At 70.8% G+C, this 22,806-nt stretch carries 18 protein-coding genes; 10 read left to right on the top strand and 8 right to left on the bottom strand.

What is annotated here, in order from left to right; genetic code table 11:
• Positions 1-65: 65 nt before the first annotated feature.
• From ACZ4A5_RS26385 to gndA, 4 genes are all read right to left on the bottom strand, one after another.
• Positions 66-671: an Rv1733c family protein gene (locus tag ACZ4A5_RS26385; RefSeq protein WP_467589209.1), complete on the bottom strand. Its 606-nt coding sequence runs from the start codon at positions 669-671 to the stop codon at positions 66-68.
• Between the two features lie 162 nt (positions 672-833).
• Positions 834-1,664 carry an MOSC domain-containing protein gene (locus ACZ4A5_RS26380; RefSeq protein WP_467589204.1) on the bottom strand — a complete coding sequence of 277 codons (831 nt, stop codon included), beginning with the start codon at positions 1,662-1,664 and terminating at the stop codon, positions 834-836.
• A gap of 74 nt (positions 1,665-1,738) precedes the next feature.
• On the bottom strand, positions 1,739-2,221 hold the full coding sequence (locus ACZ4A5_RS26375; protein ID WP_467589201.1) for a DUF6643 family protein: 483 nt from the start codon (positions 2,219-2,221) through the stop codon (positions 1,739-1,741).
• 188 nt (positions 2,222-2,409) lie between these two features.
• Positions 2,410-3,870 carry an NADP-dependent phosphogluconate dehydrogenase gene (gene gndA, locus ACZ4A5_RS26370; protein WP_467589197.1) on the bottom strand — a complete coding sequence of 487 codons (1,461 nt, stop codon included), beginning with the start codon at positions 3,868-3,870 and terminating at the stop codon, positions 2,410-2,412.
• Positions 3,871-4,480: 610 nt separating this feature from the next.
• Here gndA and ACZ4A5_RS26365 point away from each other — a divergent pair.
• Together ACZ4A5_RS26365 and ACZ4A5_RS26360 are read left to right on the top strand one after the other, a co-directional pair.
• Positions 4,481-4,822, top strand: a complete 342-nt coding sequence (locus ACZ4A5_RS26365; protein WP_467589194.1) for a hypothetical protein — start codon at positions 4,481-4,483, stop codon at positions 4,820-4,822.
• Positions 4,819-6,345, top strand: a complete 1,527-nt coding sequence (locus ACZ4A5_RS26360) for a hypothetical protein (RefSeq protein WP_467589192.1) — start codon at positions 4,819-4,821, stop codon at positions 6,343-6,345. The genes ACZ4A5_RS26365 and ACZ4A5_RS26360 overlap by 4 nt, the downstream gene beginning before the upstream one ends.
• A 34-nt stretch (positions 6,346-6,379) precedes the next feature.
• Here ACZ4A5_RS26360 and ACZ4A5_RS26355 read toward each other — a convergent pair whose 3' ends face one another.
• Complete coding sequence (locus tag ACZ4A5_RS26355; RefSeq protein ID WP_467589189.1) at positions 6,380-7,642, bottom strand: glycoside hydrolase family 9 protein; 1,263 nt, start codon at positions 7,640-7,642, stop codon at positions 6,380-6,382.
• A 615-nt stretch (positions 7,643-8,257) separates the two neighbouring features.
• On the opposite strand from ACZ4A5_RS26355, the gene ACZ4A5_RS26350 reads away from it, so the two are divergent.
• The 7 genes from ACZ4A5_RS26350 to ACZ4A5_RS26320 all read left to right on the top strand — a co-directional run bounded on the left by ACZ4A5_RS26350 (position 8,258) and on the right by ACZ4A5_RS26320 (position 17,108).
• Positions 8,258-9,712, top strand: coding sequence for an MFS transporter (locus ACZ4A5_RS26350; RefSeq protein WP_467589185.1), 1,455 nt, complete (start codon positions 8,258-8,260; stop codon positions 9,710-9,712).
• Positions 9,713-9,861: 149 nt separating this feature from the next.
• Complete coding sequence (locus ACZ4A5_RS26345) at positions 9,862-10,467, top strand: response regulator transcription factor (protein WP_467589182.1); 606 nt, start codon at positions 9,862-9,864, stop codon at positions 10,465-10,467.
• A 241-nt stretch (positions 10,468-10,708) separates the two neighbouring features.
• On the top strand, positions 10,709-10,933 hold the full coding sequence (gene rpmB / locus ACZ4A5_RS26340; RefSeq protein ID WP_467589178.1) for a 50S ribosomal protein L28: 225 nt from the start codon (positions 10,709-10,711) through the stop codon (positions 10,931-10,933).
• A gap of 779 nt (positions 10,934-11,712) precedes the next feature.
• Positions 11,713-13,158 (top strand): MFS transporter, encoded by a 1,446-nt coding sequence (locus ACZ4A5_RS26335; RefSeq protein WP_467589176.1) that lies wholly within the window; start codon positions 11,713-11,715, stop codon positions 13,156-13,158.
• Between the two features lie 458 nt (positions 13,159-13,616).
• Positions 13,617-14,495 carry a universal stress protein gene (locus ACZ4A5_RS26330; RefSeq protein WP_467589173.1) on the top strand — a complete coding sequence of 293 codons (879 nt, stop codon included), beginning with the start codon at positions 13,617-13,619 and terminating at the stop codon, positions 14,493-14,495.
• Positions 14,496-14,541: 46 nt separating this feature from the next.
• Complete coding sequence (locus ACZ4A5_RS26325) at positions 14,542-14,673, top strand: hypothetical protein (protein WP_467589170.1); 132 nt, start codon at positions 14,542-14,544, stop codon at positions 14,671-14,673.
• Between the two features lie 26 nt (positions 14,674-14,699).
• Positions 14,700-17,108, top strand: coding sequence for a glycoside hydrolase family 65 protein (locus ACZ4A5_RS26320; RefSeq protein ID WP_467589167.1), 2,409 nt, complete (start codon positions 14,700-14,702; stop codon positions 17,106-17,108).
• Between the two features lie 356 nt (positions 17,109-17,464).
• On the opposite strand, the gene ACZ4A5_RS26315 is transcribed toward ACZ4A5_RS26320, so the two are convergent.
• Genes ACZ4A5_RS26315 through ppsA form a run of 3 tightly spaced genes read right to left on the bottom strand, consistent with a single transcriptional unit; the run spans position 17,465 to position 21,439 of the window.
• On the bottom strand, positions 17,465-18,139 hold the full coding sequence (locus ACZ4A5_RS26315) for a CBS domain-containing protein (RefSeq protein WP_467589246.1): 675 nt from the start codon (positions 18,137-18,139) through the stop codon (positions 17,465-17,467).
• A 48-nt stretch (positions 18,140-18,187) separates the two neighbouring features.
• Positions 18,188-19,024, bottom strand: a complete 837-nt coding sequence (locus ACZ4A5_RS26310) for a universal stress protein (protein ID WP_467589164.1) — start codon at positions 19,022-19,024, stop codon at positions 18,188-18,190.
• 45 nt (positions 19,025-19,069) lie between these two features.
• Complete coding sequence (ppsA, locus tag ACZ4A5_RS26305) at positions 19,070-21,439, bottom strand: phosphoenolpyruvate synthase (RefSeq protein WP_467589161.1); 2,370 nt, start codon at positions 21,437-21,439, stop codon at positions 19,070-19,072.
• 348 nt (positions 21,440-21,787) lie between these two features.
• On the opposite strand from ppsA, the gene ACZ4A5_RS26300 reads away from it, so the two are divergent.
• Positions 21,788-22,792 (top strand): 2-hydroxyacid dehydrogenase, encoded by a 1,005-nt coding sequence (locus tag ACZ4A5_RS26300; RefSeq protein ID WP_467589158.1) that lies wholly within the window; start codon positions 21,788-21,790, stop codon positions 22,790-22,792.
• Positions 22,793-22,806: the final 14 nt, after the last annotated feature.

The following is a 22,806-nucleotide window of genomic DNA, read 5'->3' as shown; positions in this document are numbered from 1 at the left end:
TCACCCGGGACGGATGCGTACCGGCCGGTCCACCGTAGCGCGCGTGGGCCAGGGAAGTTGACCGGTCAGCTGCCCGCGCCCGCCCGGCCCCAGGTGTGCCCGGCCTGTTCCCATGCGCGGTCCCACTGGGCGTACCGCCGCTGCACGATCCGCCATACGACCAGCCGGCGGCCCACCTCCACCAGGCCCGCCGCTCCGGCGGCCGCGGCGGCACCGGCGAGCACCGCGTGGACGGTGGCCGTGTCGTTGTCCATGGGGCGGCCCGCGATCCGGCCGCGGTCGTCCGTCCACAGCGGGAACCGCTGCCCCGCGCGGGTCTGTTGCCGGACGGCGACCACGCCGGAGAACTGCCGGTGGCCGTCCGGGGAGGGCCACCGGGCGACCACCCGGTGGTGGCCCTCGCGGCCGGCGGCCGTCTCACGGTCGGTCTCGGTGGCCCTGACCGGAAGATTGCGCAGGGCCGTGGCGGTCACCTGGTGCCGGTGCAGGCGCTGTTCACGGACGGTCTGGCGCAGTGCCTGGTGGGCGAGCGAGCCGGTCACCCAGCCGATGGCCGATCCGGTCAGCAGCATCAGCACCACCGCGACCGCCCCCACCCACGCTTCGAGGACATCGGTGCGGCGGCGCAGCGGATTGAGCCGCCACCGCCGGGCGAAGATCGTCGCGCGCACAGCGCTCACCCCCTTCCGCGTCCGTAAATACCTCACACAGGGCATCGCATGCGGAGGAAGGCGGCGGAGAGAGCAAAATCACCCCCTCCGGAGACCCTTCCTGGCGGCGCGTTGACGGGTGGCGTGCGGAGCGCGCCCCGGGCGGAACGGCGCGCGGCCTGCTCAGTCGAGGATCTCCACGTCGTCACCGACGCGCACCACTCCGGTGTGCTCCGGGATGAGGTTCGTCCCGAACACCAGCGACTTGTCTATCCGGTGGTGCCGCGCGAGCGTCCGCAGCGGCTCCTTGCCGCGCTCCGCCGTGTGCTGGTCGGTGGTGGTCACGATGCACCGTCCGCACAGCTTCACGGCGCGGAAGGTCACCTCGCCGATGCGGACGCGCCGCCAGTCGTCCTCGGCCCAGGGCGCGGTGTTGCCGACGACCACGTTCGGCCGGAAGCGGGTCATGGGCAGCGGGCCCTCGTCCGGGTGGTCGCCCTGGGCGATCAGGGCGTTGAGGGCGTCGAGCGAGGCGAGGGTGGTGGCGAGCAGCGGATAGCCGTCGGCGAAGCTCACGGTCTCGCCGGGATCCGCGTACTCGGGGTCGATCAGGCGGCGCGTCGCCGGGTCGTCCATGTGCAGCAGCCGCGCCGGGGTACCGAGGTACGCGCTGAGCCACGCGTCCGCGGCCTCCCCGGCGGGAACCCCCTCGACCTTGTCCCGGAACAGCTGCACCGTGACCGTGCCCCGCTCGGCGGGGTCGGGCACGGCGACGTCCAGCGGCGCGCGCCCCGGGGCGCTGAGCCGCACCCCGCCGCCGGGCAGCGGCTCGGCGGCGGCCAACGCCACCCGCGGCTGCTGCCGTTGGGTGATCATGTGACCGCTGTCGTCGGCCAGCATCCAGCGGCGGTCCCCGGCGAGCCCCCACGGCTCCACGGTCGCCTCATCGACGGCACGACCCGTCAGCGACTTGACGGGATAGAAGTGGACCGCAGTCAACAATGGCGTGGACATGCGGCCATCTTGCCATCCGGGGCGGGCGGTTGACCGAAGCCCCCCGGTCGGCTCCGCCCGAATCGGAAGTTGTGTCAGTAACCACCCTGATTCGGGTACTGGCGGTTGTTGTACTGGTCGTCGTACGGCGCGGGGGCCGGGCGGGGCGCCACGGGGCGCATCGCCTCGTACCCGGCGGGACTCGCCGAAGCCGCCGCGGGCCGCTGCTGGTACTGCTGCGGGCCCGGATAGCCGCGCGGCGCCGCCTGCTGCGGGATGTAGGGCGCGGGCGCCTGCTGGAGGCCCGAGGGCTGCGGCGCGGGCTGCTGGTACCCGTACTGCGGGGCCTGCCCTGCATAGCCGGTCTGCGGCGACTGCGGGGCCGGTGCCGCGGACGGCCCCGACGGCAGCGCGGGGAGGGCGGGCAGCTGGCTCCCGCCGTCGTACGGCGACGACACCCGGATGGGCGCGATCTGCGGGGTGCCCCGCTCGGCGACGAGGCTGTCGTAGATGGGGGTGTCCGGGAACGACGGCGAGGCGTAGTAGCCGCCACCGTAGGTGCTGCGGGGGGAGGTCATAGCCCATAAGTTAAGCCCACGCCCCTGGCCGGGTCTATGCCAAGGTCCCCGCAACCCCTTTCTGACCTGCAAAGACGCAGGTCAGGACAGAAGCGGCAGGGTGGGACACTCTTATCGGACCGGACGGCCCCGATCCACCCTCCCGGTGGCCCGGGGCCGTTGGCCGTCCGCAGGTCACGCGGCCTTTCTCAGGCCGTGCGCTCCTCGCCGCGGCCGGCGGACCACAGCGTGTGGAACGTCCCCTCGCGGTCCGTGCGCCGGTAGGTGTGGGCGCCGAAGAAGTCGCGCTGACCCTGGGTCAGCGCGGCCGGCAGGCGCTCCGCGCGCAGGGCGTCGTAGTACGCGAGCGCGGCGGAGAAGCCCGGGGTGGGCACCCCGCGGCCGACTGCGGTCGCGACGACCGAGCGCCAGGCGTCCTGGGTCCGGCCCACCTCGTCCGCGAACCCCTTGTCGGCCAGCAGGGTCGGCAGAGCGGGGTCGGCCGCGAACGCGCTGCGGATCCGGTCCAGGAACGCGGCCCTGATGATGCATCCGCCCCGCCAGATGGCGGCCACCGCACCGAGGTCGATGTCCCAGCCGTACTCGGCGCTCGCCGCACTGATCATGTTCCAGCCCTGGGCGTACGAGACGACCTTGGACGCGTACAGCGCCTCCTCGACCCGCGCCGCGAACTCCTCGGCCTCGGCGGGGGAGAGGGTCTCGCGCGCGGGTCCGGGCAGCCCGCGCGCGGCCTTGCGCAGATCGCCGTGCCCGGACACGGAACGGGCGAAGACGGCCTCCGCGATGCCCGACACCGGGGTCCCGAGGTCCAGCGCCGTCTGCACCGTCCACCGGCCGGTGCCCTTCTGCTCGGCCTCGTCGGCCACCACGTCCACGAAGGGCTGCCCGGTGGCGGCGTCGGTGTGGGAGAGCACCTCGGCGGTGATCTCGATGAGGTACGAGTCCAGGCGGCCGGTGTTCCAGGTGCGGAACGTCTCCGCGATCCGCGCGGGTTCGTAGCCGGCGACGTTGCGGAGCAGGTCGTACGCCTCCGCGATGAGCTGCATGTCGGCGTACTCGATGCCGTTGTGCACCATCTTGACGAAGTGTCCGGCGGCGTCGGGGCCGATGTGGGTGCAACAGGGGCTGCCGTCGGGGGCCTTGGCGGCGATGGATTCGAGGAGGGGGCCGAGGGCTTTGTAGGATTCGGTGGATCCGCCGGGCATGATGGCGGGTCCGTTGAGGGCGCCTTCCTCGCCGCCGCTGATGCCGGTGCCGACGAAGTGGATGCCGCGGTCGCGGAGTTTCTTCTCGCGGCGGCGGGTGTCGGCGAAGTGGGCGTTGCCGCCGTCGATGATCATGTCGCCCTTGTCGAGGAGGGGTGCGAACTCGTCGATGACGGCGTCGGTGGGGTCGCCGGCCTTGACCATAATGATCAGGCGGCGGGGCTTTTCGAGGGCGGCGACGAACTCTTCGGCGGTCTCGGCAGGGACGAAGTTTCCTTCGTGTCCGTGCTCGTCGATGAGGGCCGTGGTCTTGGCGTACGTGCGGTTGTGGACGGCGACGGTGTGGCCGTGGCGTGCGAAGTTGCGGGCCAGGTTGCTGCCCATGACGGCGAGTCCGGTGACGCCGATCTGCGCGGTGGCCTTGGGGGAGGGGGTGCTGGGCATGGCGGTGGTCCACTCCTGTCACGTGCGTCGGTGGGGCTGGTGCGAGCGCCGGCGCCGCGGGGTTCGAGGATCTTCCCCGTGGGCGTCCGGGCACTGCCTGGCCATCGTGGCACGCGGTGGTGGAGAGTGGCTGGGTGCGCGCTGGAGATGGCTTCGGCTCTGTCAGTTTTTTCGCGCACGACAGACTCCGCTCTCGCGGTTCGGTTGTGTGATGTGGACAAGGTGCGGTCTGCCCACTGAACGGCCCTCATCGGCGCTCTCCGCCGTGGACTTCGCCAACTCCAGTACCGCAGCGTTGTCATCGAGAGCTGCCTCGCCGCAACAGGACTCACCTTCATGACACCACCCCGACAAAGTCGGTAACGCCTCGGGGGTGCTGGCTCCACCCCTGCGGACAGCGAATGGCGGTCGCAGGTCTATAAATCGGGCGGTGCGCGTGATGAGCTTGCGTCGAACGCATGTGTCCTCAAGGGGAGGATTGTTGAGACGCATACGCACTTTGCTGGCGCTGCGGCACGTGGCCGTCGGCGCTGTCCTGGCTGTTCTCGCGGGTGTGGGGACAGCATCAGCCACCGAGTTACCCTCGGGTCCCAACCCGTCGGCAGCTCCGGTGTCGCGCCCGGCAGCCGGACCGGAGAACGCGGCGGCGGCCGGGGCGCGGCCCGTGTCCGGCAAGAGCCCGTCGGCCGGCCCGCAGTACACCAAGTCCGGCAGCACCTGGCGCGTCATCACCCCGGAGACCGTGCTGCGGAACACGGTCACTGACGCCGACGGCGACACGGTCAATCTCACGTTCGAGGTGTGGACGACAGACGCTGACGGCAAGCCGAAGACGCAGGTCAAACTGACCGACGCCAACCCGTACGGCGTCCTGGTGTCGCCCTTCGTGGCATCGGGGAAAACTGCGCAGGTCACCGTCCCGTACGGCAAGCTGAAGCCGGGCGTGGCGTGACCTATACCTTCCATACCTCCGCCTACGACGGAAGCCTGTATGAGAACGCCTGGTCGCCGTGGGCGAACTTCCGCATCGAGCCCTATGTGACCTTCCCCGCGCCGCAGGCGTCTTCGGCGATCGACCCGGTCGCGCAGAAGGTCACCGAGTTCACGCGCACCGACCCGGGTCCGGCGCTGCCGACCCTGCGCAAGGACGGCACGACCCTCAAGGCCCCCACGAAGAAGCGCACCTGCGGCAAGCCTGATGCACAGGGTAACGAGTTGTGCATCGAGCTGGACCCGCCCTCCAAAAAGGCTCGCCGTGCGGCGGCGCCCGTGGGGCCGGCTGTCGACTTGGTCGGCTGGTGCTACGACAAGCCGTCCGGCCTGGACTACATGACCCGGACCGAAGCCTGCATGAAGAGCATCGGCACCGGCACGCTGATCTTCACCAGCACCGACCCCAAGAAGCCCGCACTGGGCACGGCTACCTTCAACATCGAGCAGCGCATCAAGACCTACCCGAAGAAGGGTCACAGCGGCTCCGACTTCGCCGAGTTCGATCAGCAGATCGTGCTGGTGCCCCAGCACATCGACTCCGAGCTCAAGGGCGTCCGCATGAAGTGGAACGCCGGGTCGACGTGCAAGTCCTGCGTGACGTCGAACATCCGGTGGGCGGACAACCAGAACAATGATGCGGGCGACGCGTACTGGGACGCCGCGACGGCCGACCAGTACAGCGGGCGCTGGGGAACCCTCCAGACCACCTGGTCCGGAACAGGCAAGGAGACCATCGACCTCGGATGGTCGGTCACCGCCACCGTGGACGCCGGCGGCAACCCCGCCACGGCCAACTTCGGCACCAGCGGCGTGCAGTCCGTCCGGGAGCTGGCTCCACGCTGCGACGACATCCTCAAGAGGCCCGCGCCCGGCTGCGTTCTGCCGTTCTTCAAACCCACGTACACCGTCGACACCAACTTGTACCCGGCGGCCGGCGCGTACTACTGGCTGATGCAGGAGAAGGTGCCCGACCACGCCGGTTCGGCGAAATGGGACTCCCTCGCACACTACCTCGGTACGGACACCACGGTGAAGAACAGCAGCGGCCAGCCGTGGTCGTCCAGCGACAGCCGCGGACTGGTATGCCCGAGCGGTTGGACCAAGCACCCGGCCGACGCGTCGCTGGGAACCCTGTCCTGCGACGAATACGCCATGGCCACCACCCACGAGAGCGGCGGCTTCCCCGGCGGCGTCAACAAGGTGACCTCCGGCGACCAGTGCGCCCAGCTCTTCGCCGACAAGATGGGTGACGGCAGCAACAACTTCGGCCTGCTCGCCGACACCAGGACCGCCAAGGACGGGCCCAGCGGCAAGGAACGCTGCGGCAGGGCCTCGATCCCCGACGTCCAGAACTCGGGCGCGTTCCACGATTTCCCGGCCCCGTCCTGGCGGATGCTCGACAATGACGGGTTCGTCGTCAGCAACCCCGGCTTCGAGCACTGCGCGAACGCCAACACCACCTGTGCCTGGCGCAAGGTATAACAGCGCCGTCTGAACACGCCTGTGGGGACCAGCCTCAGGCTGGCCCCCACACCTCGTCCATCGCCGGACAGCTCAGCTGGCTCTGCCACTCGGCGGCGCGCGGATCCCCCGGGGCGCGGGCCGCCCGCGCGAGCTCCGCGGCGCCGAGTTCCAGGTCGTCCTGCCACGCCTCCTCGGAGTAGAACGCGGCCGGGTACGCGGTGACCAGGCGGCCCTTGGGCGCGGTATCGGCCCGGCCGTAGACCTCGGCGGCCTCGTCGAACCGGCGGCGGGCGGACGCGGGGTCGGGGTCCGCCTGGGCGGCGAGCGCGAAGGCAGCCGCGACCCGCCCGGCCAGGTTGGGGCTGATCGGCGCACCGGGCTCGTTGACGCGGAAGACCGGGCGGTTCTTGAGGAGGTGGTCCCGGTGGCCGGGCGTGACGCGAAGGGCGTCATCGGCCTCCGGCAGCCGCCACAGATCGTGGTCGCCGCGAAGGCGGTCGTTGCCCACGCCGAGGCCGACCTGCGCATACAGCGTGCCCGACCGGCCGTCCCACATCCGGTCCAGCCAGCGCACCCCGTACTGAGCCTCGGCCGGCAGTCCCGCGGTGCCGGGCAACTCCCGTGCGGCCAGGAACATCTGGATCACCGAGTAGGAGGCCGTGTGCGTGAACTTCAGGAAGTCCCCGGCATCGAACCAGCCACCCGTCACGTCGACCGGCCCGCCGGCCTGCCTCGGGCGGTCGTCCTCCAGCGAGGCGCCGTCGGAGCTGAAACGGGGCGTGGCGTACACAGTCGCCGTCCGGTCACTCAGGTGCGAGGGTCTGCGGTGCAGGACGCCCGCCGGCGCCTCCGCGCCGTCGCGCTGGGCCCGGAAGAACCGGACGTTCTGCTCGGCCAGGGAAGCCATCAGCTCCCGGGCCGGGGCCACCCGGAAGCGGCGCGAGGTGCCGCTCGCGGTGCCGGTGAGGGCCAGACGGTAGCTGCCGGGTGTGGTGAGCGCGGACAGGTCCACCGTGCGCACGGACTCGAAGTGATGGTTCCAGCTCCCCGTGCGGGGGCCGACCCGGCCGGTCAGCACGGTACGGCCCTGACCGTCGAGCACCACGAAGCCCGCACGGGCCAGTGCGTCGTCCGCTCCCATCACGAAGGCGGCTTTGGACTCGGCCGCGACATAGCCGGCCTGGTTGACCCGGACGGTCACCTCGCTCGCCCCGTGTGCGTCCGGGGCGGCGGTCGGACCACAGCCGACGACGGTGGCCACGGCGAGCGCGGCGGCAACAGGGAGGGCCACCGCGCGGACACGACGAATGAGCATGCGCTCAACTCTGGCAGCCGCAGCGCGAGAAGACGCTGAACGCCGCCCCGGCAGCCGTACGCCGCGTTGACGGGCGGATCGCATGGGAGCCCTGGACGTCGGATCACTCGTCGCACAGTCCCGCAGACTGCATGACATAGGCGTGCAGTCAGCACGACCGCGTCCAGGTGGCGGTCCGTATCCGTAGCGTGGTCCGGGGCGTCACATGGCACCGGCGATCCGCTGCGTTCGTCAGGAATTACCTGGTGGGGCCCGTGGCAAGAGTTTCCACCGGGCCGCGGGGTGTCGTGACGCGGTCCCGGGGCGGGAGCCCGGGGGGAGTGAAATCCGATTGCCGGCCTTGCGATCAGGTGCGTAGTCTGAGGCCGGTCCTGGAGCTGTCCGCTCCGTTCGTTTGTGTCACGAGGTGATGACCTATCTCCCAGGCTTGAGAGCCGCTCGCCATGAGGCTTGACCCCCTGCTCTGTGCAGCAGCGTGCGGTCGTCTCTCGGCAGCGGTCTGCCCTTCGGCCTGGGCGTTGCCGTACCCGGATTCTCCTGTCGCGCAGTAAGCGGGACGGGCATGCCTGGCCTGCCCCTTTTCCCCTTTCTGTCCGCCAGAACAGGAATCGCGTCGTGTCCGCTGACACCAAAGCCCTCCCCTCCCGCTCCGCCCCCACGGGCCACCGTCCCGGCAGTGGTCGCACTGTCATGCTGGTCGTCGTCCTGGTCGCGGAGCTGATGAATGCCCTCGACGGCTCCGTCGTCTACACGGCTCTGCCCGCCATTCAGCAGGACACCGGTGCCTCGGGCGCCGCGGTGCAGTGGATCCACGCCGCCTACGCGCTGACCTTCGCCCTCGGGCTGATCACCGGTGGCCGGCTCGGCGATCTCTACGGCCGCAAGCTGCTCTTTCTCCTGGGTACCGGCGTCTTCACCGCGGCGTCGCTGCTCTGTGGTCTGGCCGGTTCGCCCGCTCTGCTGATCGCCGCCCGCGTCGTCCAGGGGTGCGCCGCGGCGGTCATGGTTCCTCAGGTCCTGGCCACCTTGCACGTCAGCTTCGACGAAGGCTCCCGTGCCAGGGCGTTCAGCCTCTACGGCACCGTCATGTCGCTGGGCAGCGTCGCCGGACCGGTCCTGGGCGGGGTGCTCACCAGCGCCGATGTCTTCGGCCTCGGGTGGCGCCCGATCTTCTTGATCAATGTGCCCATCGGTCTGGCGACCGTGCTTCTCGGCCTGCGGTACCTCCCCGAGTCCCGTGACCTCGCCGCCCGGCGCCTGGACCTTACGGGGATGGCCATGGCCGGCCTCGGCCTCCTGCTGATCGCCTACCCGCTGACCGTCGGTGGTGCGCGTCAGTGGCCGGCCTGGAGCCTTTTCATGATGGCCGGGGGCTTGCTGACGCTGGCGGTCTTCGTGGTGCAGCAGCGGGCCAGGACCGCGCGCGGCCGCGACCCGCTCGTCGTCCTGGCGCTGTTCAAGAGCAGGTCGTTCACCGCGGGTCTGTCCGCGCAACTCGTCTTCGGGCTGCTGTCCGGTGTGTTCTTCCTGGCGTGGACCCTGTTCATGCAGGACGGGCTCGGGCTCTCTCCGCGCCAGGCCGCGACAGGCTTTGTGGCGGCCTCGGTGGGTGAAATGGCCGGCGCCTGGCTGGCGATGAGCCCGGCCGCCCGGCACGGCAGGCGCGCCCCTCAGGCCGGCGCGTTGCTGGCCGCGGCCAGCCTGGCCGGGTACGCGTGGCTGATCGCGGAGCAGAACACCGGGCTTTCCCCGGCGTTGACGGTTCTGCCCATGCCGGCGGTCGGCCTCGGCCTCGGCATGATGGGAGCGGCCTTGGCCGACATGACGCTGAGCCAGGTCGGCCACGAGCACGCCGGGTCGGCGTCGGGGCTCTTCAACACCGCGACCCAGCTCGGCATCGCGCTGGGCACGGCATCGACCGCCGTGGTGTTCTTCGCCCACTCCCCGGCCGGCAGCCACGGCACCACCGTCACTGCCGCGTTCACCGGAACCCTGTGGTACGTCATCGCCGCCCTGCTCGCGATGTGGGCGCTCATGTTCTGGTTGCCCAAGCGCCACGCCACGCACTAGAAGCAGCCCTCTCCGGGGCCCGGACAGCGACGTCCGGGCCCCGGGTGTGCCGCACGGCAGCCGCCTGGACGGCAAGGTCCGCGACCACCGGTCCCGGCCGCTGCTCTCACCCGCCGATGAGTCCGTCAACGAGGAACAACCGCCCCCCCATGATCCGACTGTTGATCGCCGATGGCCTGCGACTGACGCGCGAAGCGCTGTCCGTCGTCCTTGCGTCCGAACCCGGCATGCAGGTGGTCGCGCAGGTGCCACGAGGTGACGAGATCGTGCCGAACGCCCTGCGCACCCGCCCGACGGTGGCGCTGCTCGACACCCACCTCCCCGGCCTGGACGGGCTCTCGGCCGCGGCGCAGCTCAAAGCCGCCCTGCCCTCCTGCCGCGTCGTCATCCTGACCACCCTGGAACGCGCCAGCGCCCTGCGAACCGCTCTGGAGGTGGGGGTCGACGGGTTCATGAGCAAAGGCGTATCGGTCAACGACCTGACCGACTCCGTCCGCAGGGTCGCACGCGGCGACCGCGTCCTGGACCCACGGCTCGTCACTGACGCTCTGCACACCCCCGTCAACCCGCTCAGCGAACGCGAGACCGACCTTCTCCGCCTGGCCGCGCACGGCCACACGCCCCCGGAGATCGCCGAGATCCTGCATCTCGCACCTGGAACGGTCCGCAACAATCTGGCCGCCGTCAACCGCAAAGTCGGGGCACGCAACCGCATCGAGGCGATACGCACCGCCTCCGCCCACGGCTGGATCTGACCGTACTCACCTCCGCCACCGCGCCGCCCGAATGCGATCTGCACGAAGACCCATGCTTTTCACCTTCACCGCGCCCCCGCGACACCTCATCAAGCGTCTATATCCGCTGGTCAGCGCGGTGGCAGCGAAAAATATCGGATCCGGAACCGGTTCGGGGGCCGTCGTGATCTTGGAAGAATCCGAACCGGTCGGCCTTCGGACAAGCCGTTGCCCGCCGTGATCTGAACGAGAAGGAGACATAGTGTCCAGCCGGTGTGATGTGTGCAGCAAGCAGCCCAGCTTCGGCAAGCGCGTGGCCCGCTCCGGGTCCCGCGCCCAGAGCCGGCACGTCCGGGGCCGGTCGAGCCGCCGCTTCAACCCGAATATCCAGTCCGTCCGGGCCGTCAAGGACGGAAGGCCCCTGCGCATGAACGTGTGCACCTCTTGCATCAAGGCGGGCAAGGTGGACCGTCGCGTCTCCGCTTGAACATGAGGAAGAAACTGGCCCCCAGGCTCCTCAGCCGCATCCGCGCTGCGGTGCCTGGTGCCCGGTGCCGGCCGCCGAGGAACGAATTCCCTTGCGATGACTGCGGATTGCCGACCGCCCCCGTCGACGGCCCCGATGAGTGGTACACCGTACTCGACGGAGTGTGGGAACGCGCTGGTGCCGCCGAGGACAATGTCCTTTGCGTCGGTTGCCTCGAAGTACGCCTGAAACGCCGTCTGGAGCACACCGACTTCATCTCGGCAGCCCTCAATGACCCAAACTACGGACACCACAGTGAGCGTCTGCTGAGCCGTCTGCGGCCCGCATCCGAGGATTGATATGTACCGGCCCCGGCCCTCAGCCGCGTTGAACGGAAAGGCGCGCCCCGGGGCCGGAAAGGGGGCGGTGAATCAATGACGCACTCGACGCGGCGAGACGCCGCACCGCCTCGGGCGCAAGCGGAGTTTATTCCGTTGCATGGGGCCGGCCGCCGTCTTAGTCTGTTGTGGTTCCATTGCATTTCCGTCGGCCCGTTCCGGGGTCCGACGCCCTATTCCGAGGTGATGACGTATCCCCCAGGTCAAGTAGCCGCTCGTTCTTGAGGCGCTCTTCCGGTGGTCCGCGATGGCGGACCGCTGACGCATGCCTCGACGGCGGTGTTCCTTGATGGCCTGGGTCCGTAGCACCCTGCTTTCCCCTGTCGCGCTGAACAGTGTGCGGGGGCATGCCCAGGCTGCCCCCGCCCCTTTCCCTTCCGCACACGAACAGGAATCCTCACCGTGTCGACCGACACTCGTACCACCGGCCGCCCACGCCCCGCAGGGGCTGCCCGTGCTGCCACGATCACGCTCGTCGTGATCCTGATCGCCGAGCTGATGAACGCGCTCGACGGTTCCATCGTCCACACCGCGCTGCCGTCCATTCAGGCGGACACCGGTGCCTCCAGCGCCGCCGTGCAGTGGATCCCCGCCGCCTACACCCTCACCTTCGCCCTCGCCCTGATCACCGGCGGGCGCCTGGGTGACCTCCTCGGGCGCAAGCGGGTCTTCATCGCCGGCACCACGCTGTTCACGCTGGCCTCGCTGCTGTGCGGGATTGCGACCGGCCCGGAGTTCCTGGTCGCCGCCCGGGCCCTCCAGGGCGTCGGCGCGGCGGTGATGGTGCCGCAGGTCATGGCCACCATCGCGGTCACCTTCCAGGGTGAGTCGCAGGCCAAGGCGTTCGGCATGTACGGGATGGTCATGTCGCTCGGCGGCGTCCTCGGGCCTGTCCTGGGGGCTGTCCTGACCTCCGCCGACATCGCCGGTCTGGGCTGGCGGGCGATCTTCCTGATCAACTTGCCCATCGGCCTGGCCACCGTGCTGTTCGCCCTCCGGTTCATCCCGGAGTCCCGAGAGCGGCAGGCCAGGCGTCTTGACCCGCTGGGCATGCTGTTCTCCTCCGCAGGTCTCCTGCTGATCGCGTACCCGCTCACCGTGGGCGGCGAGAAGCACTGGCCGACGTGGAGCTTCCTCATGATCGCCGCAGGCGTGGCCGTGCTGGCCGTGTTCGTGGCCCAGCAGCGCGCCAAGGCGGCCAAGGACGGTTCGGCGCTGGTGGCACTGTCTCTCTTCAAGAGCAAGGCGTTCGCCGGCGGGCTCTGCGCGCAGCTGGTCTTCGGTCTGGTCTCCGGTGTCTTCCTGTTGACGTGGGTGCTGTTCATGCAGTCCGGCCTCGGCCTGACGCCAGGGCAGTTCGCCCCGGCGTCCGTCGCCATCTCCCTCGGCGGTGTGGCCGGCGCCATGCTGGCCTCCAGGTGGGCGGGCCGCCACATGCGGCGCGTGCCGCAGGCCGGAGCCGTACTGATCGCTCTCACGCTGGCGGGCTACCAGCTGCTGGTCTCCGCCCAGCAGACCGAGACGCCATTCGTGGCCGCTGTCGCTCCGATGATCCTCGTCGGGGCCGGTTTCGGCATGGTCGGCGCGGGTCTCGCCGGTCTCACCCTCAGCCAGGTCGGCCACGAGGACGCAGGCTCCGCGGCGGGACTGTTCAACACCGCCATGCAGCTCGGTACCGCACTCGGTATCGCGACGGCCTCCGTGGTGTTCTTCGGCCACGCCCCCGCGGGCAGTCACGGCACCACTGTGACCAGCGCCTTCGCGGGTAGCCTCTGGTACGTCGTGGCCGCTCTCGCGGTGATGTGGGCGTTGATGTTCCGGCTGCCCAAGCCGGTCAAGGCCGCCTGACCCGTCGCCGGGGCCCGCCCTCACCGGGCGGGCCCCGGCTCCTTTTCCGCACGTGAGCCGAAGCCAGGGCGGCCACCGGACGGGCGGGCGGCGGAGGTTCGGCGTGATCGGGACCTCTTCGCGGCGAACGCCCGCGGCAGGCGAGGTCGCCCGATCGGTTATGACACGCGTCCGAGGGCCTGGTTTCCACCCAGGCACTGGAGTGGCCCGACCTGCGCCGGCCCCTGCGCGCCCCCTCACCGGCACCGGCCCGGTGCAGATGGTCCCGCGCCTCGGATACGGACCGTGAGGCCCCTTACGCCGCGACGCCCCGTGCGCGACGTCCTCGTCGTCGAGGACTGATCCGGGCCCGGCCGACTCCGGTGGCCGTTCCGCCGAGCTGGACTCAGGCTGGAGACGACACGAGTCACGCAGCGGGCCCGCAGGGGCGTACGTCGATCGCACGGAGGTGACCGTCCATGGAGCCGGCACCCATCACCGTCGGGCTCGACGGTTCCGCGGAGAGCCTTGAGGCCGCCCTCTGGGCGGCGGACGAGGCGGACCGGCGTGGGCTGGGCCTGCGCCTTCTGCACGCGTGGGTTCTGCTGGCCGGCGAACCGGCCACCGGCCTTTCACCCGACCAGGACCAGAACTACTGGGCGAAGCGCATCGTGCGGGCTGCCGCGACAGCCGTGCGCGAGCGGCACCGCCACCTCTCCGTCACTGAGGACCTCGTGGCGGAGGGACCTGAGGCCGCGCTTCTGAACGCCGCTGTGAGCTCGACGATGGTCGTGCTGGGTTCACGGGGCCTGGAACGCCTGGAGAGCTTCTTCCTGGGCGACATCAGCCTCCAGGTGGCGGGCAGAGCCGCACGGCCAGTGGTACTCGTACGGGCATCGGCCGGCAGGGCCCGACCGCTCGCCGGTACCGACGAGGGCGGTGTGGTCGTCGGCGTCAGCCTGCATGGCCCGTGCGACAGCGTGCTGCGGTTCGCCTTCGAGACAGCCGCGGCACGCGGTGTGCCCCTGCGCGTCGTGCACGGCTGCCCCTTGCCGGTCCAGGCCTACGCGCCGTGGGGTGTCGACCCCGACGTGGCGGGCGAGATCAGCGAAGAGGCCGCGGAGAGACTGTCCCGTGCCGTGCAGCCGTGGAGCGAGCGCAATCCCGGCGTCATGATGACCAGCACCGTCCGGCTGGGAAGCCCCGCCCGCGCCGTTCTCGGGGCGGCTGAGGGCGCCGGCCTTCTGGTGGTCGGTCGGCGCAAGCATCACCCGCCGGTGGCGCCACGCCTGGGCAATGTCGCACAGGCGTGCGTGCACCACGCTCAGTGCCCGGTCGCCGTGGTGCCCCACGACTGAGGCACCACTGCGGACGGAGGGCCGGGCAATGAAAGTGTCGGCGCCGATGACCATGCCCCCGGTCGACGACCTCTTCGCCGATGCCCTCCAACGCCTGGCGGACCTCCTCGGGCCCGTCTCCTGGAGCGCGCCGCGCGAGCAGGCGGACAGCCGCCCGCGCCGGCGTTCGGCCCCCTGAGCGCGGAGCGGGAAGCGAGGCCGGTCATGGGGGAGTGGAGCTGGGAGTACGAGGGCTACGACCCCGCCGCGGAGCGCTTGCGCGAGGCGCTCCACACACTCGGGAACGGCTACTTCGCCACCCGGGGAGCGGCCCCCGAGTGCCGGGGCGGACCGGTGCACTGTCCGGGCACCTACGTGGCCGGCTGCTACGACCGGCTCGTGTCGTCGGTGGCGGGCCGGCGGGTCGAGAACGAGGACATCGTCAACCTCCCGAACTGGCTGCTCCTGCGCTTCCGGCTGCTGTTCCCCGACGGCGCGCCCGGGCCCTGGTTCACGCCGGACGACTGCGAGGTCACGGACTACCGGCAGGTCCTCGATCTGCGTGAGGGCACGCTGACCAGGACCTTCCGGTATCTGTCAGGCGACGGCCGGGCGTTGCGGGTGGAGCAGTGCCGGCTGGTCCACATGGGTGACCCGCACCTCGGAGCCCTGCGCACGGTCTTTGTCGCCGAAGGGTGGGCCGGGCGGATCGAGGTGGAGGCCGGGCTGGACGGGGACGTCGTCAACGCCAATGTCCACCGCTATCGCGCTCTGGATCGCCGTCACCTCACCGGGGTGCGCGTCGGGGCCGTGGAGCCGGACACGGTCTGGCTCCGCTGTCGCACAAGGACGTCGGAAGTCGGCATCGGCATGGCCCAGCGCGCCGAAGTCGTCGGGCAGTCGACGGTGTCGGCCTCCCTGAACGCGGCGAAGCATCTGGCAGTCCACCGCTTCGACCTCGCCCTGTCCGACGGGCAGCCCGTCACCCTGGTGAAGACCGTGGCGGTGCACACGTCCCGCGACCGGGCGATCAGCGATCCTGTCAGCGCGGCTGTCGAACGGGTGGCCCGCGCACCGGATTTCACCGCGCTCCTCCGCTCGCACGCGGTCGCCTGGCGGCAGTTGTGGAGGCGGGCGGAACTGGAGGTGCCGGGCGAGGCGGGCCACGTATTGCGTCTGCACCTCTTCCACGTCCTGCAGACGCTTTCCCCGCACACCGCGGCCCTCGACGTCGGCGTGCCGGCGCGGGGGCTGCACGGGGAGGCGTACCGGGGACATGTCTTCTGGGACGAGCTGTTCGTGCTGCCCTACCTTGACCTGCACTTCCCCGAGGTGTCGCGTGCTCTGCTGAACTACCGTCACCGGCGACTGCCGCAGGCCCTGTGGGCGGCGCGGCAGGTGGGGCGGGCCGGTGCGATGTATCCGTGGCAGAGCGGCAGCGACGGCCGGGAGGAGAGCCAGCGGCTGCACCTCAATCCGCGCTCCGGCCGCTGGCTGCCCGACCGTAGCTCGCTCCAGCGGCACGTCGGCTCCGCGATCGCGTACAACGTGTGGCAGTACTGCCAGGCCACCGGAGACACCCGCTATCTGCACACCAAGGGCGCGGACATGGTGGTGCAGATCGCCCGGTTCTGGGCGAGCAGCGCGGTTCTCGACCCGGCGAGCGGGCGGTACCGCATCCGCGGTGTCGTCGGGCCCGATGAGTATCACGACGCCTACCCCGACGTCGGCCGGCCCGGGATCGACGACAACGCGTACACCAACGTCACCGCCGCCTGGGTCCTCGCCAAGGCTCTCGACCTGGTCCTGAGCCTGCCCGTCAGGCGCCGGCAGGAACTCGTCGAGCGCGGCGGGCTCGACGCCGGCGAACTCCCGCTGTGGGAGGAGATCTCCCGGCGTCTGACGGTGCCGTTCCACCAAGGGGTCATCAGCCAGTTCGACGGCTACGGGGAACTGGCCGAGCTGGACTGGGTCCGCTACCGGGAACGTTACGGTGACATCCGGCGGCTGGACCGCGTCCTGGAGGCCGAGGGTGACGCGGTCAACCGGTACCAGGTGTCGAAGCAGGCGGACGTGCTGATGCTCGGGTACCTCTTCTCGCCGGCCGAGCTCGCCTCGCTGTTCGAGCGCCTCGGGTACCGGCTCACCGACGAGCTGTGGCAGCGCACAGTGGACTACTACCTGCGGCGCACCAGCCATGGCTCCACGCTCAGCGAGGTCGTCCACGGCTGGGTCCTGGCCCGCGCCCGCCGTGCCGACGCCTGGCGGTACTGCCGCGAGGCCCTGGAGAGCGACGTCGCGGACCTCCAGGGCGGCACCACGCCGGAGGGCATCCACCTCGGTGCCATGGCCGGCACCCTGGACCTGGTCCAGCGCGGGCTGACGGGTCTGGAGACCCGGGAGGACGCCCTGTGGCTGGACCCGGTGGAGCTGCGGGAGCTCTCCGAGTTCGGCTTCACGCTGCGCTACCGGGGACACTGGGGCATCGGAGTGCGGGTACGCGGCGGCGAGTTGACGGTCAGCGTGCCGGACTCGGAGGAGTCGGCGCTCAGGATCGTCCTGCCCGATCGCACGCTCACCCTGTCGCCGGGCGAGGTGACCTCGGTGGAACTGCCGGGACGGCAGGAAGGCTGAGGATCACCGGATGTGAAGGGTGCGCCCAATCACCTGGCCGGGGCGCATCCGGATCCACAGGTCGCGCTTCCCGCCGGCCCAGGGCCCGGCTCCGGGGCGGGTGGCGAGGGCTTCGACCGTGCTCGGGCCGGTGATGTGCCCGGCCGCTCCGGTGATGAGGACGCTCCGGCCGCGGCTGACCTGCGCGTCGACGTGGCCCTCGATCCCAGGGGGCAGAACGCGAAGGCTCGTGCCGGCGCTGCGCGCCGACCGGGCCGGACGGCGTTCAGCCCGTTGGTCCGTCCAGGCGAAGGCCGACGTCGACGGTGGGCCGCGTGTCGTGCGTCTCCGTCTCCTCGTCAGGGCGCCCCGTGCGGTCATGAGGCGGGGAAGCCGCCGCCGGTGTCGTCCGTCGTGTAGGTCAGGCGCTGGTGGACCGAGACGACACCGTCCACGGACCGGCACAGGCGTTCGATGAGCGGGATCGTGCTGCGGGCCTCGACGTTGCCGGTGAGGGTGACCTGTCCTTCGGACACCTCGGCCCGCACGGCCGAGGGCACCAGGCCCATGGTGTGTGTCAGGAGGTCTCGTTCGATCTCGGAGCGGATGGCGGCGTCCTCGCGGAGGAAGACGCGCAGGATGTCGGCCCGGCTGATGATGCCGACGAGCTGGTCGGTCTCGTCGACCACGGGCAGGCGCTTGACGTTCTGGGCGGTCATCAGCCGGGCCGTCTCCACCACGTTCCACTCCGGCCGGGCACAGACCGCGGGAGCGGACATGATCTCCTCGGCCCGCGCGCCTTCCGCCCTGGCCCGCTCCCAGGCTTCGAGACTGGGCACGGGCACTCGGCCGAAGGGGTCGGGCTGGTCGGCCGATTTGCGCATCAGGTCCGCCTCGGAGACCACGCCGACCACGCGGCCGCTCGGGTCCACCACCGGCACGGCCGTGACGTCGTTCTCGGCGAGCTCTTTGACGATCTCCTTGAACGGTGTGTCCGGGCGTACCCGCACCACGTCGCGGGTCATGAGCTCGTCGACCGTGCGGTGCTGCAACATGACGTTCGTGCCCCTTCCGGAAGACCCCAGCTACTCCTGTTTATGTCAGCTGCGCGGTACGACCGCCACCGGGCATCTCACGTGGTGGACCGCGGCGTGGGCCACGGGTCCGATACGCACGCCGAGGGCCGGCCGGTGCGCCTGGCGGCCGACGACCAGCAGTCCGGCGTCCCTGGCCGCCTCGACCAGGCGCTGGGCGGTCGGCCCGGCCGTCAGCCACTCGTCCACCGTCACCTGCGGCCACTGCTCTCGCCGCGGGGCCAGGAGGCCCACGAGGAGACTGCCGCTCGGTTCCTCTCCGCCCCCGACGTCCACTGCCCCTTCCCGCTGCCGGACGTGGACGACTCGCAGCACCGACTGCCCGGCCGCCGCGGCCTGGAAGGCGAAGTCCAGCAAAGGGCCGTACGAACCGTCCCGTCCGATCCCCACGACGACCGGGCCGCCGCGTCCCCGTACGAGCGGCTCCGCTCCGGTGCGGACCAGCACCACCGGTTCGGTCGCGTGGGCGATCACCGCCAGGCTCACCGAGCCCAGCAGCCACCCTTCGAAGCCGCCGAGCCCTCGTGACCCCAGCGCGAGCAGCTCCGACTCCCGGGCCGCCTCGAGGAGCGCCTTCGCCGGCGGCTCGGAAACCTCGGCCACGTCGACGCGCAGGCCCGGACGCGTCGTGGCGAGCTCTCGCAGGGCTCTCTCGATCCGGCCCTCCGCCCATTCGCGCTGGGCGGAGAGACCGGGGGAGAACTGGAGGTTGCTCGTCCTCCACTCCAGCGCGTGCACGATACGCAGCCGCGCGCTCCGCATCACCGCCTCGTGCGCTGCCCACACCGCGGCGGCCAGGCTCTCCTGCGAGCCGTCGACGCCCACGGCGAGCGGTCGCGTCACGATGACCACCTCCACGGGTGGGCGCTGCCGGGACACCGCTCCCGCTCACTGTCGCTCGGCCGCCGCCACATGCTGTTTAACCGGGACGAAGCTGTCGGGTGCCACCGAGATGGAGTCGATCCCCGCGTTGACGAGGAAGGCCGCGAAGTCCGGGTCGTCGCTGGGCCGTTGCCCGCACAGCCCCACTGGCCGGCCCGCGTCGTGGGCGACGGAGATCAGGGATTCGATGCTCCGGGTCACCGCGGGATCCGTCTCGTCGAAGAGCCCGGACAGTTCCTCCGAGTCGCGGTCCACGCCCAGCGTGAGCTGGGTGAGGTCATTGCTGCCGATGGAGAAGCCGTCGAAACGCTCGGCGAACTCGCGGGCGAGGACGATGTTCGACGGGATCTCCGCCATGACGTACACCTGCAGCCCGTTGTCACCGCGCCGCAGTCCTTCCCGCGCCATGACCTCCAGGACCTGGTCCGCTTCCGCCGGAGTACGGCAGAAGGGGATCATCACCACGACGTTGGTCAGGCCGAAGCCCTCGCGCACCCGCCGGATCGCCCGGCATTCGAGGGCGAAGCCGTCGCGGTAGCCCTCGCTGTAGTAGCGGCTCGCGCCGCGCCACCCGATCATCGGGTTGGCCTCGGCCGGTTCGAAGGGACGGCCGCCCACCAGCTTGGCGTACTCGTTGGTCTTGAAGTCGCTGGTGCGCAGGATGACCGGGGCGGGCCGGCGGGAGGCGGCGATGGTGGCCACCCCGCGTGCCAGGCGGTCGACGAAGTACTCCGCGCGGTCGGCGTACCCCTCGGTCAGCTCATCGACGGCGCGTCGCTCCTCGGCGGAGAGCCGGTCGGGCCGGATCAGCGCCATGGGGTGGACTTTCACCTGGTGGGCCACCATGAACTCCATGCGGGCCAGGCCCACGCCGTCCGCCGGCAGCCGCCACCAGCGGAAGGCGGCGGACGGGTCGGCGAGGTTGAGCATGACCCGGGTACGCGTCGTGGGCAGCTCCGTGACGTCGATGTCCGTCTCCTCGTAACCGACCAGACCCGCGTAGACACGGCCCTCCGAGCCCTCGGCGCACGACACGGTGACCGGACGGCCGTCGGCCAGGACGGACGTCGCGTCGCCGGTGCCGACGACTGCCGGGACGCCGAGTTCCCGGCTGACGATGGCGGCGTGGGAGGTGCGTCCGCCGTGGTCGGTGACGATGGCCGCGGCCCGCTTCATCAGCGGCTCCCAGTCGGGGTCGGTCACCGACGTCACCAGCACCGAGCCGGTCGGGAAGCGCTCCAGCCCCACGGGAGTCGCGAGCGCGCACACCGGGCCGGCGCCCACCGCCTCGCCCACGGCCACACCGGTGGCCAGGCACTCGCCGGTGCCGGTGAGCTCGTAGCGCCGCAGGACGGCCGAGGCGCGCCGGGACTCCACCGTCTCGGGGCGGGCCTGGACCACGAACATCTCCCCGGTACGGCCGTCCTTGGCCCACTCCAGGTCCATCGGCGTCCCGTAGTGCCGCTCGACCGCCACGGCCCACTCGGCGAGGGATCGTGCTTCGCCGTCGTCGAGCACGCGCGCGGTACGCACCGCCGGGTCGGTGTCCACCGTGCGGGTGAGGCCGCCCTCGGCATAGACGACCTTGACGTGCTTGCCGCCGAGCGCGACGCGGATCACCGGGTTCAGGGCCGGATCCTTGAGCAGGGGCTTGAACACCACGTACTCGTCGGGATCGACCTGCCCGCTCACCACGCTCTCGCCCAGCCCCCACGCCGCGTCGACCACCACGACGTCCGGGAATCCCGTCTCGGTGTCCAGGGTGAACATCACCCCTGAGCAGCCCAGGTCGGAGCGGACCATCAGCTGCACGCCGACCGAGAGGGCCACGGAGAGCTGGTCGAAGCGCATCCGCTCCCGGTAGTCGATCGCCCGGTCGGTGAAGAGCGAGGCGTAGCACCGGTGGCACGCCTCCAGCACGGCCTCGGTTCCACGGACGTTGAGGTAGGTCTCCTGCTGCCCGGCGAAGCTCGCCTCCGGCAGGTCCTCCGCGGTGGCGCTGCTGCGTACGGCGACATCGGGATCGGTACGCCCGGCCTCGTGAGCGAGCCGGGCGTACGCCTGGGTGACCTCCTCCCGCAAGGCCGCGGGCAGGGGCGTGGCGAGGATGTCGGCGCGGATCGCCGCGCCCACCTCGGACAACGCCGCGCCCGTCGGCGGACGTGTCAGGTGCTCGGCGATCCGGTCGCCCAGGGCATCCGTCCGCAGGAACTCGCGGTAGGCGTCGGCGGTGGTGGCGAAGCCATCGGGCACATTCACCCCGGCGGGGGTCAGACGCTGGATGAGTTCGCCGAGCGAGGCGTTCTTGCCGCCCACCACGGGCACGTCCGAGCGGCCCAGCTCGGAGAAGGCGATGACGCGTCCGGCGAGGGACATCGCGCCTCCTTGACGGGCGTGCACCCGCCGACGGTCTCGGCCCCCCCGGATGCGTTTCCGGGGCGGCGTCACGGACAGGAGGGCCCATCCGCTTCTCGCGGATCCCGATTGCGCGGTGCACGGCCGCGAGCCGCTTCCCCGCGTCTCTTGCGGGTCCTCCCGCCACTTCCATCACACCACACTCAGGAAGGCGCTGCCACTGCTCTGACCAGGCATTTTCCATGCTCCGTGGAACTCCGCGCCCTTGCCGCCGGGTGCTCGGGCATACCGCCTGGTGGACGGTCCGGCTGGTGGCTCCGCCAGGACTGCCGGGATCATGGATGTGGACCGGCTACGGGAGTGCGGATCATGGTGAGAGTCGTCGCGTACGGGGTGACCGCGGATGAGCGGCCGCTGCTGGAACGGGCACTGGGCGAGGCATACGACGTGAGGTCTCTCGATCTGGTCCTCAACCGGGACACGGCCGCGACGGCGGCGGGCCGCCAGGTGGTGTGCAGCAGCGTCAACGACGTCCTGGACGAGGAAGTGCTGCGGATCCTCGCGGACGGGGGCACCGAGCTGGTCACCCAGCGTGCCACCGGCTACAACAACATCGACCTGACAGCGGCGCGAGCGCTGGGGGTCACGGTGGCCCGGGTGTCGTGGTACTCGCCGTACGCGGTGGCGGAGTTCGCCTGGGCGCTGGCCCTGGCGGTCAACCGCAGGATCCCGCGGGCGGTGACCCGCACACGCGACTTCGACTTCCGGCTGGACGGGCTGATGGGCCGGGACTTCCACGGGCGGACCGCCGGCGTCCTGGGCACCGGGAAGATCGGCGCGGCGTTCGCCCGCATCGCCGCCGGCTTCGGCATGCGGCTGCTGGGCCACGATGTCGCGCCGAGCGACGAGTGCCGTGCGCTGGGCATGGAGTACGTCGAACGGGACCAGTTGTTCGCGGAGTCCGATCTGTTGAGCCTTCACGCACCTCTGGTGCCGGCGACCCACCATGTGGTGGACGCGGCGGCCCTGGCGCTGATGAAGGACGACGCCATCCTGATCAACACCAGCAGAGGCGGACTCGTGGACGCCCACGCGCTGGTCGAGACCCTGCTCGCCGGACGGCTCCTGGGAGTGGGCCTCGACGTGTACGAGGAAGAGGTCGGCGTCTTCTTCTTCGACAAGTCGCTGGAGGTGATGGCGGACGACACCCTCGCCCGCCTCATGACCTTCGGCAACGTCCTGGTCACCTCGCACCAGGGCTACTTCAGCCAGGATGCCGTCCGGCAGATCATCGACACCACCGCCCGGAACATCGCCGACCATCTCGCCGGCCGGACCAGCGACAACACACTCGTCCCGCCAGGCGGCGGGTGAAGGAGGCAGGACAG

It is taken from the genome of Streptomyces sp. NPDC025618, from assembly GCF_055558795.1.
This window is presented reverse-complemented; position numbering and strand designations above follow the sequence as displayed.

Excerpts from the sequence above, each read along its gene's own strand:
- ACZ4A5_RS26380 (WP_467589204.1), bottom strand. The coding sequence starts at position 1,664 with ATGTCCACGCCATTGTTGACTGCGGTCCACTTCTATCCCGTCAAGTCG.
- ACZ4A5_RS26375 (WP_467589201.1), bottom strand. The coding sequence starts at position 2,221 with ATGACCTCCCCCCGCAGCACCTACGGTGGCGGCTACTACGCCTCGCCG.
- gndA (WP_467589197.1), bottom strand. The coding sequence starts at position 3,870 with ATGCCCAGCACCCCCTCCCCCAAGGCCACCGCGCAGATCGGCGTCACC.
- ACZ4A5_RS26355 (WP_467589189.1), bottom strand. The coding sequence starts at position 7,642 with ATGCTCATTCGTCGTGTCCGCGCGGTGGCCCTCCCTGTTGCCGCCGCG.
- ACZ4A5_RS26345 (WP_467589182.1), top strand. The coding sequence starts at position 9,862 with ATGATCCGACTGTTGATCGCCGATGGCCTGCGACTGACGCGCGAAGCG.
- ACZ4A5_RS26330 (WP_467589173.1), top strand. The coding sequence starts at position 13,617 with ATGGAGCCGGCACCCATCACCGTCGGGCTCGACGGTTCCGCGGAGAGC.
- ACZ4A5_RS26325 (WP_467589170.1), top strand. The coding sequence starts at position 14,542 with ATGACCATGCCCCCGGTCGACGACCTCTTCGCCGATGCCCTCCAACGC.
- ACZ4A5_RS26320 (WP_467589167.1), top strand. The coding sequence starts at position 14,700 with ATGGGGGAGTGGAGCTGGGAGTACGAGGGCTACGACCCCGCCGCGGAG.
- ppsA (WP_467589161.1), bottom strand. The coding sequence starts at position 21,439 with ATGTCCCTCGCCGGACGCGTCATCGCCTTCTCCGAGCTGGGCCGCTCG.
- ACZ4A5_RS26300 (WP_467589158.1), top strand. The coding sequence starts at position 21,788 with ATGGTGAGAGTCGTCGCGTACGGGGTGACCGCGGATGAGCGGCCGCTG.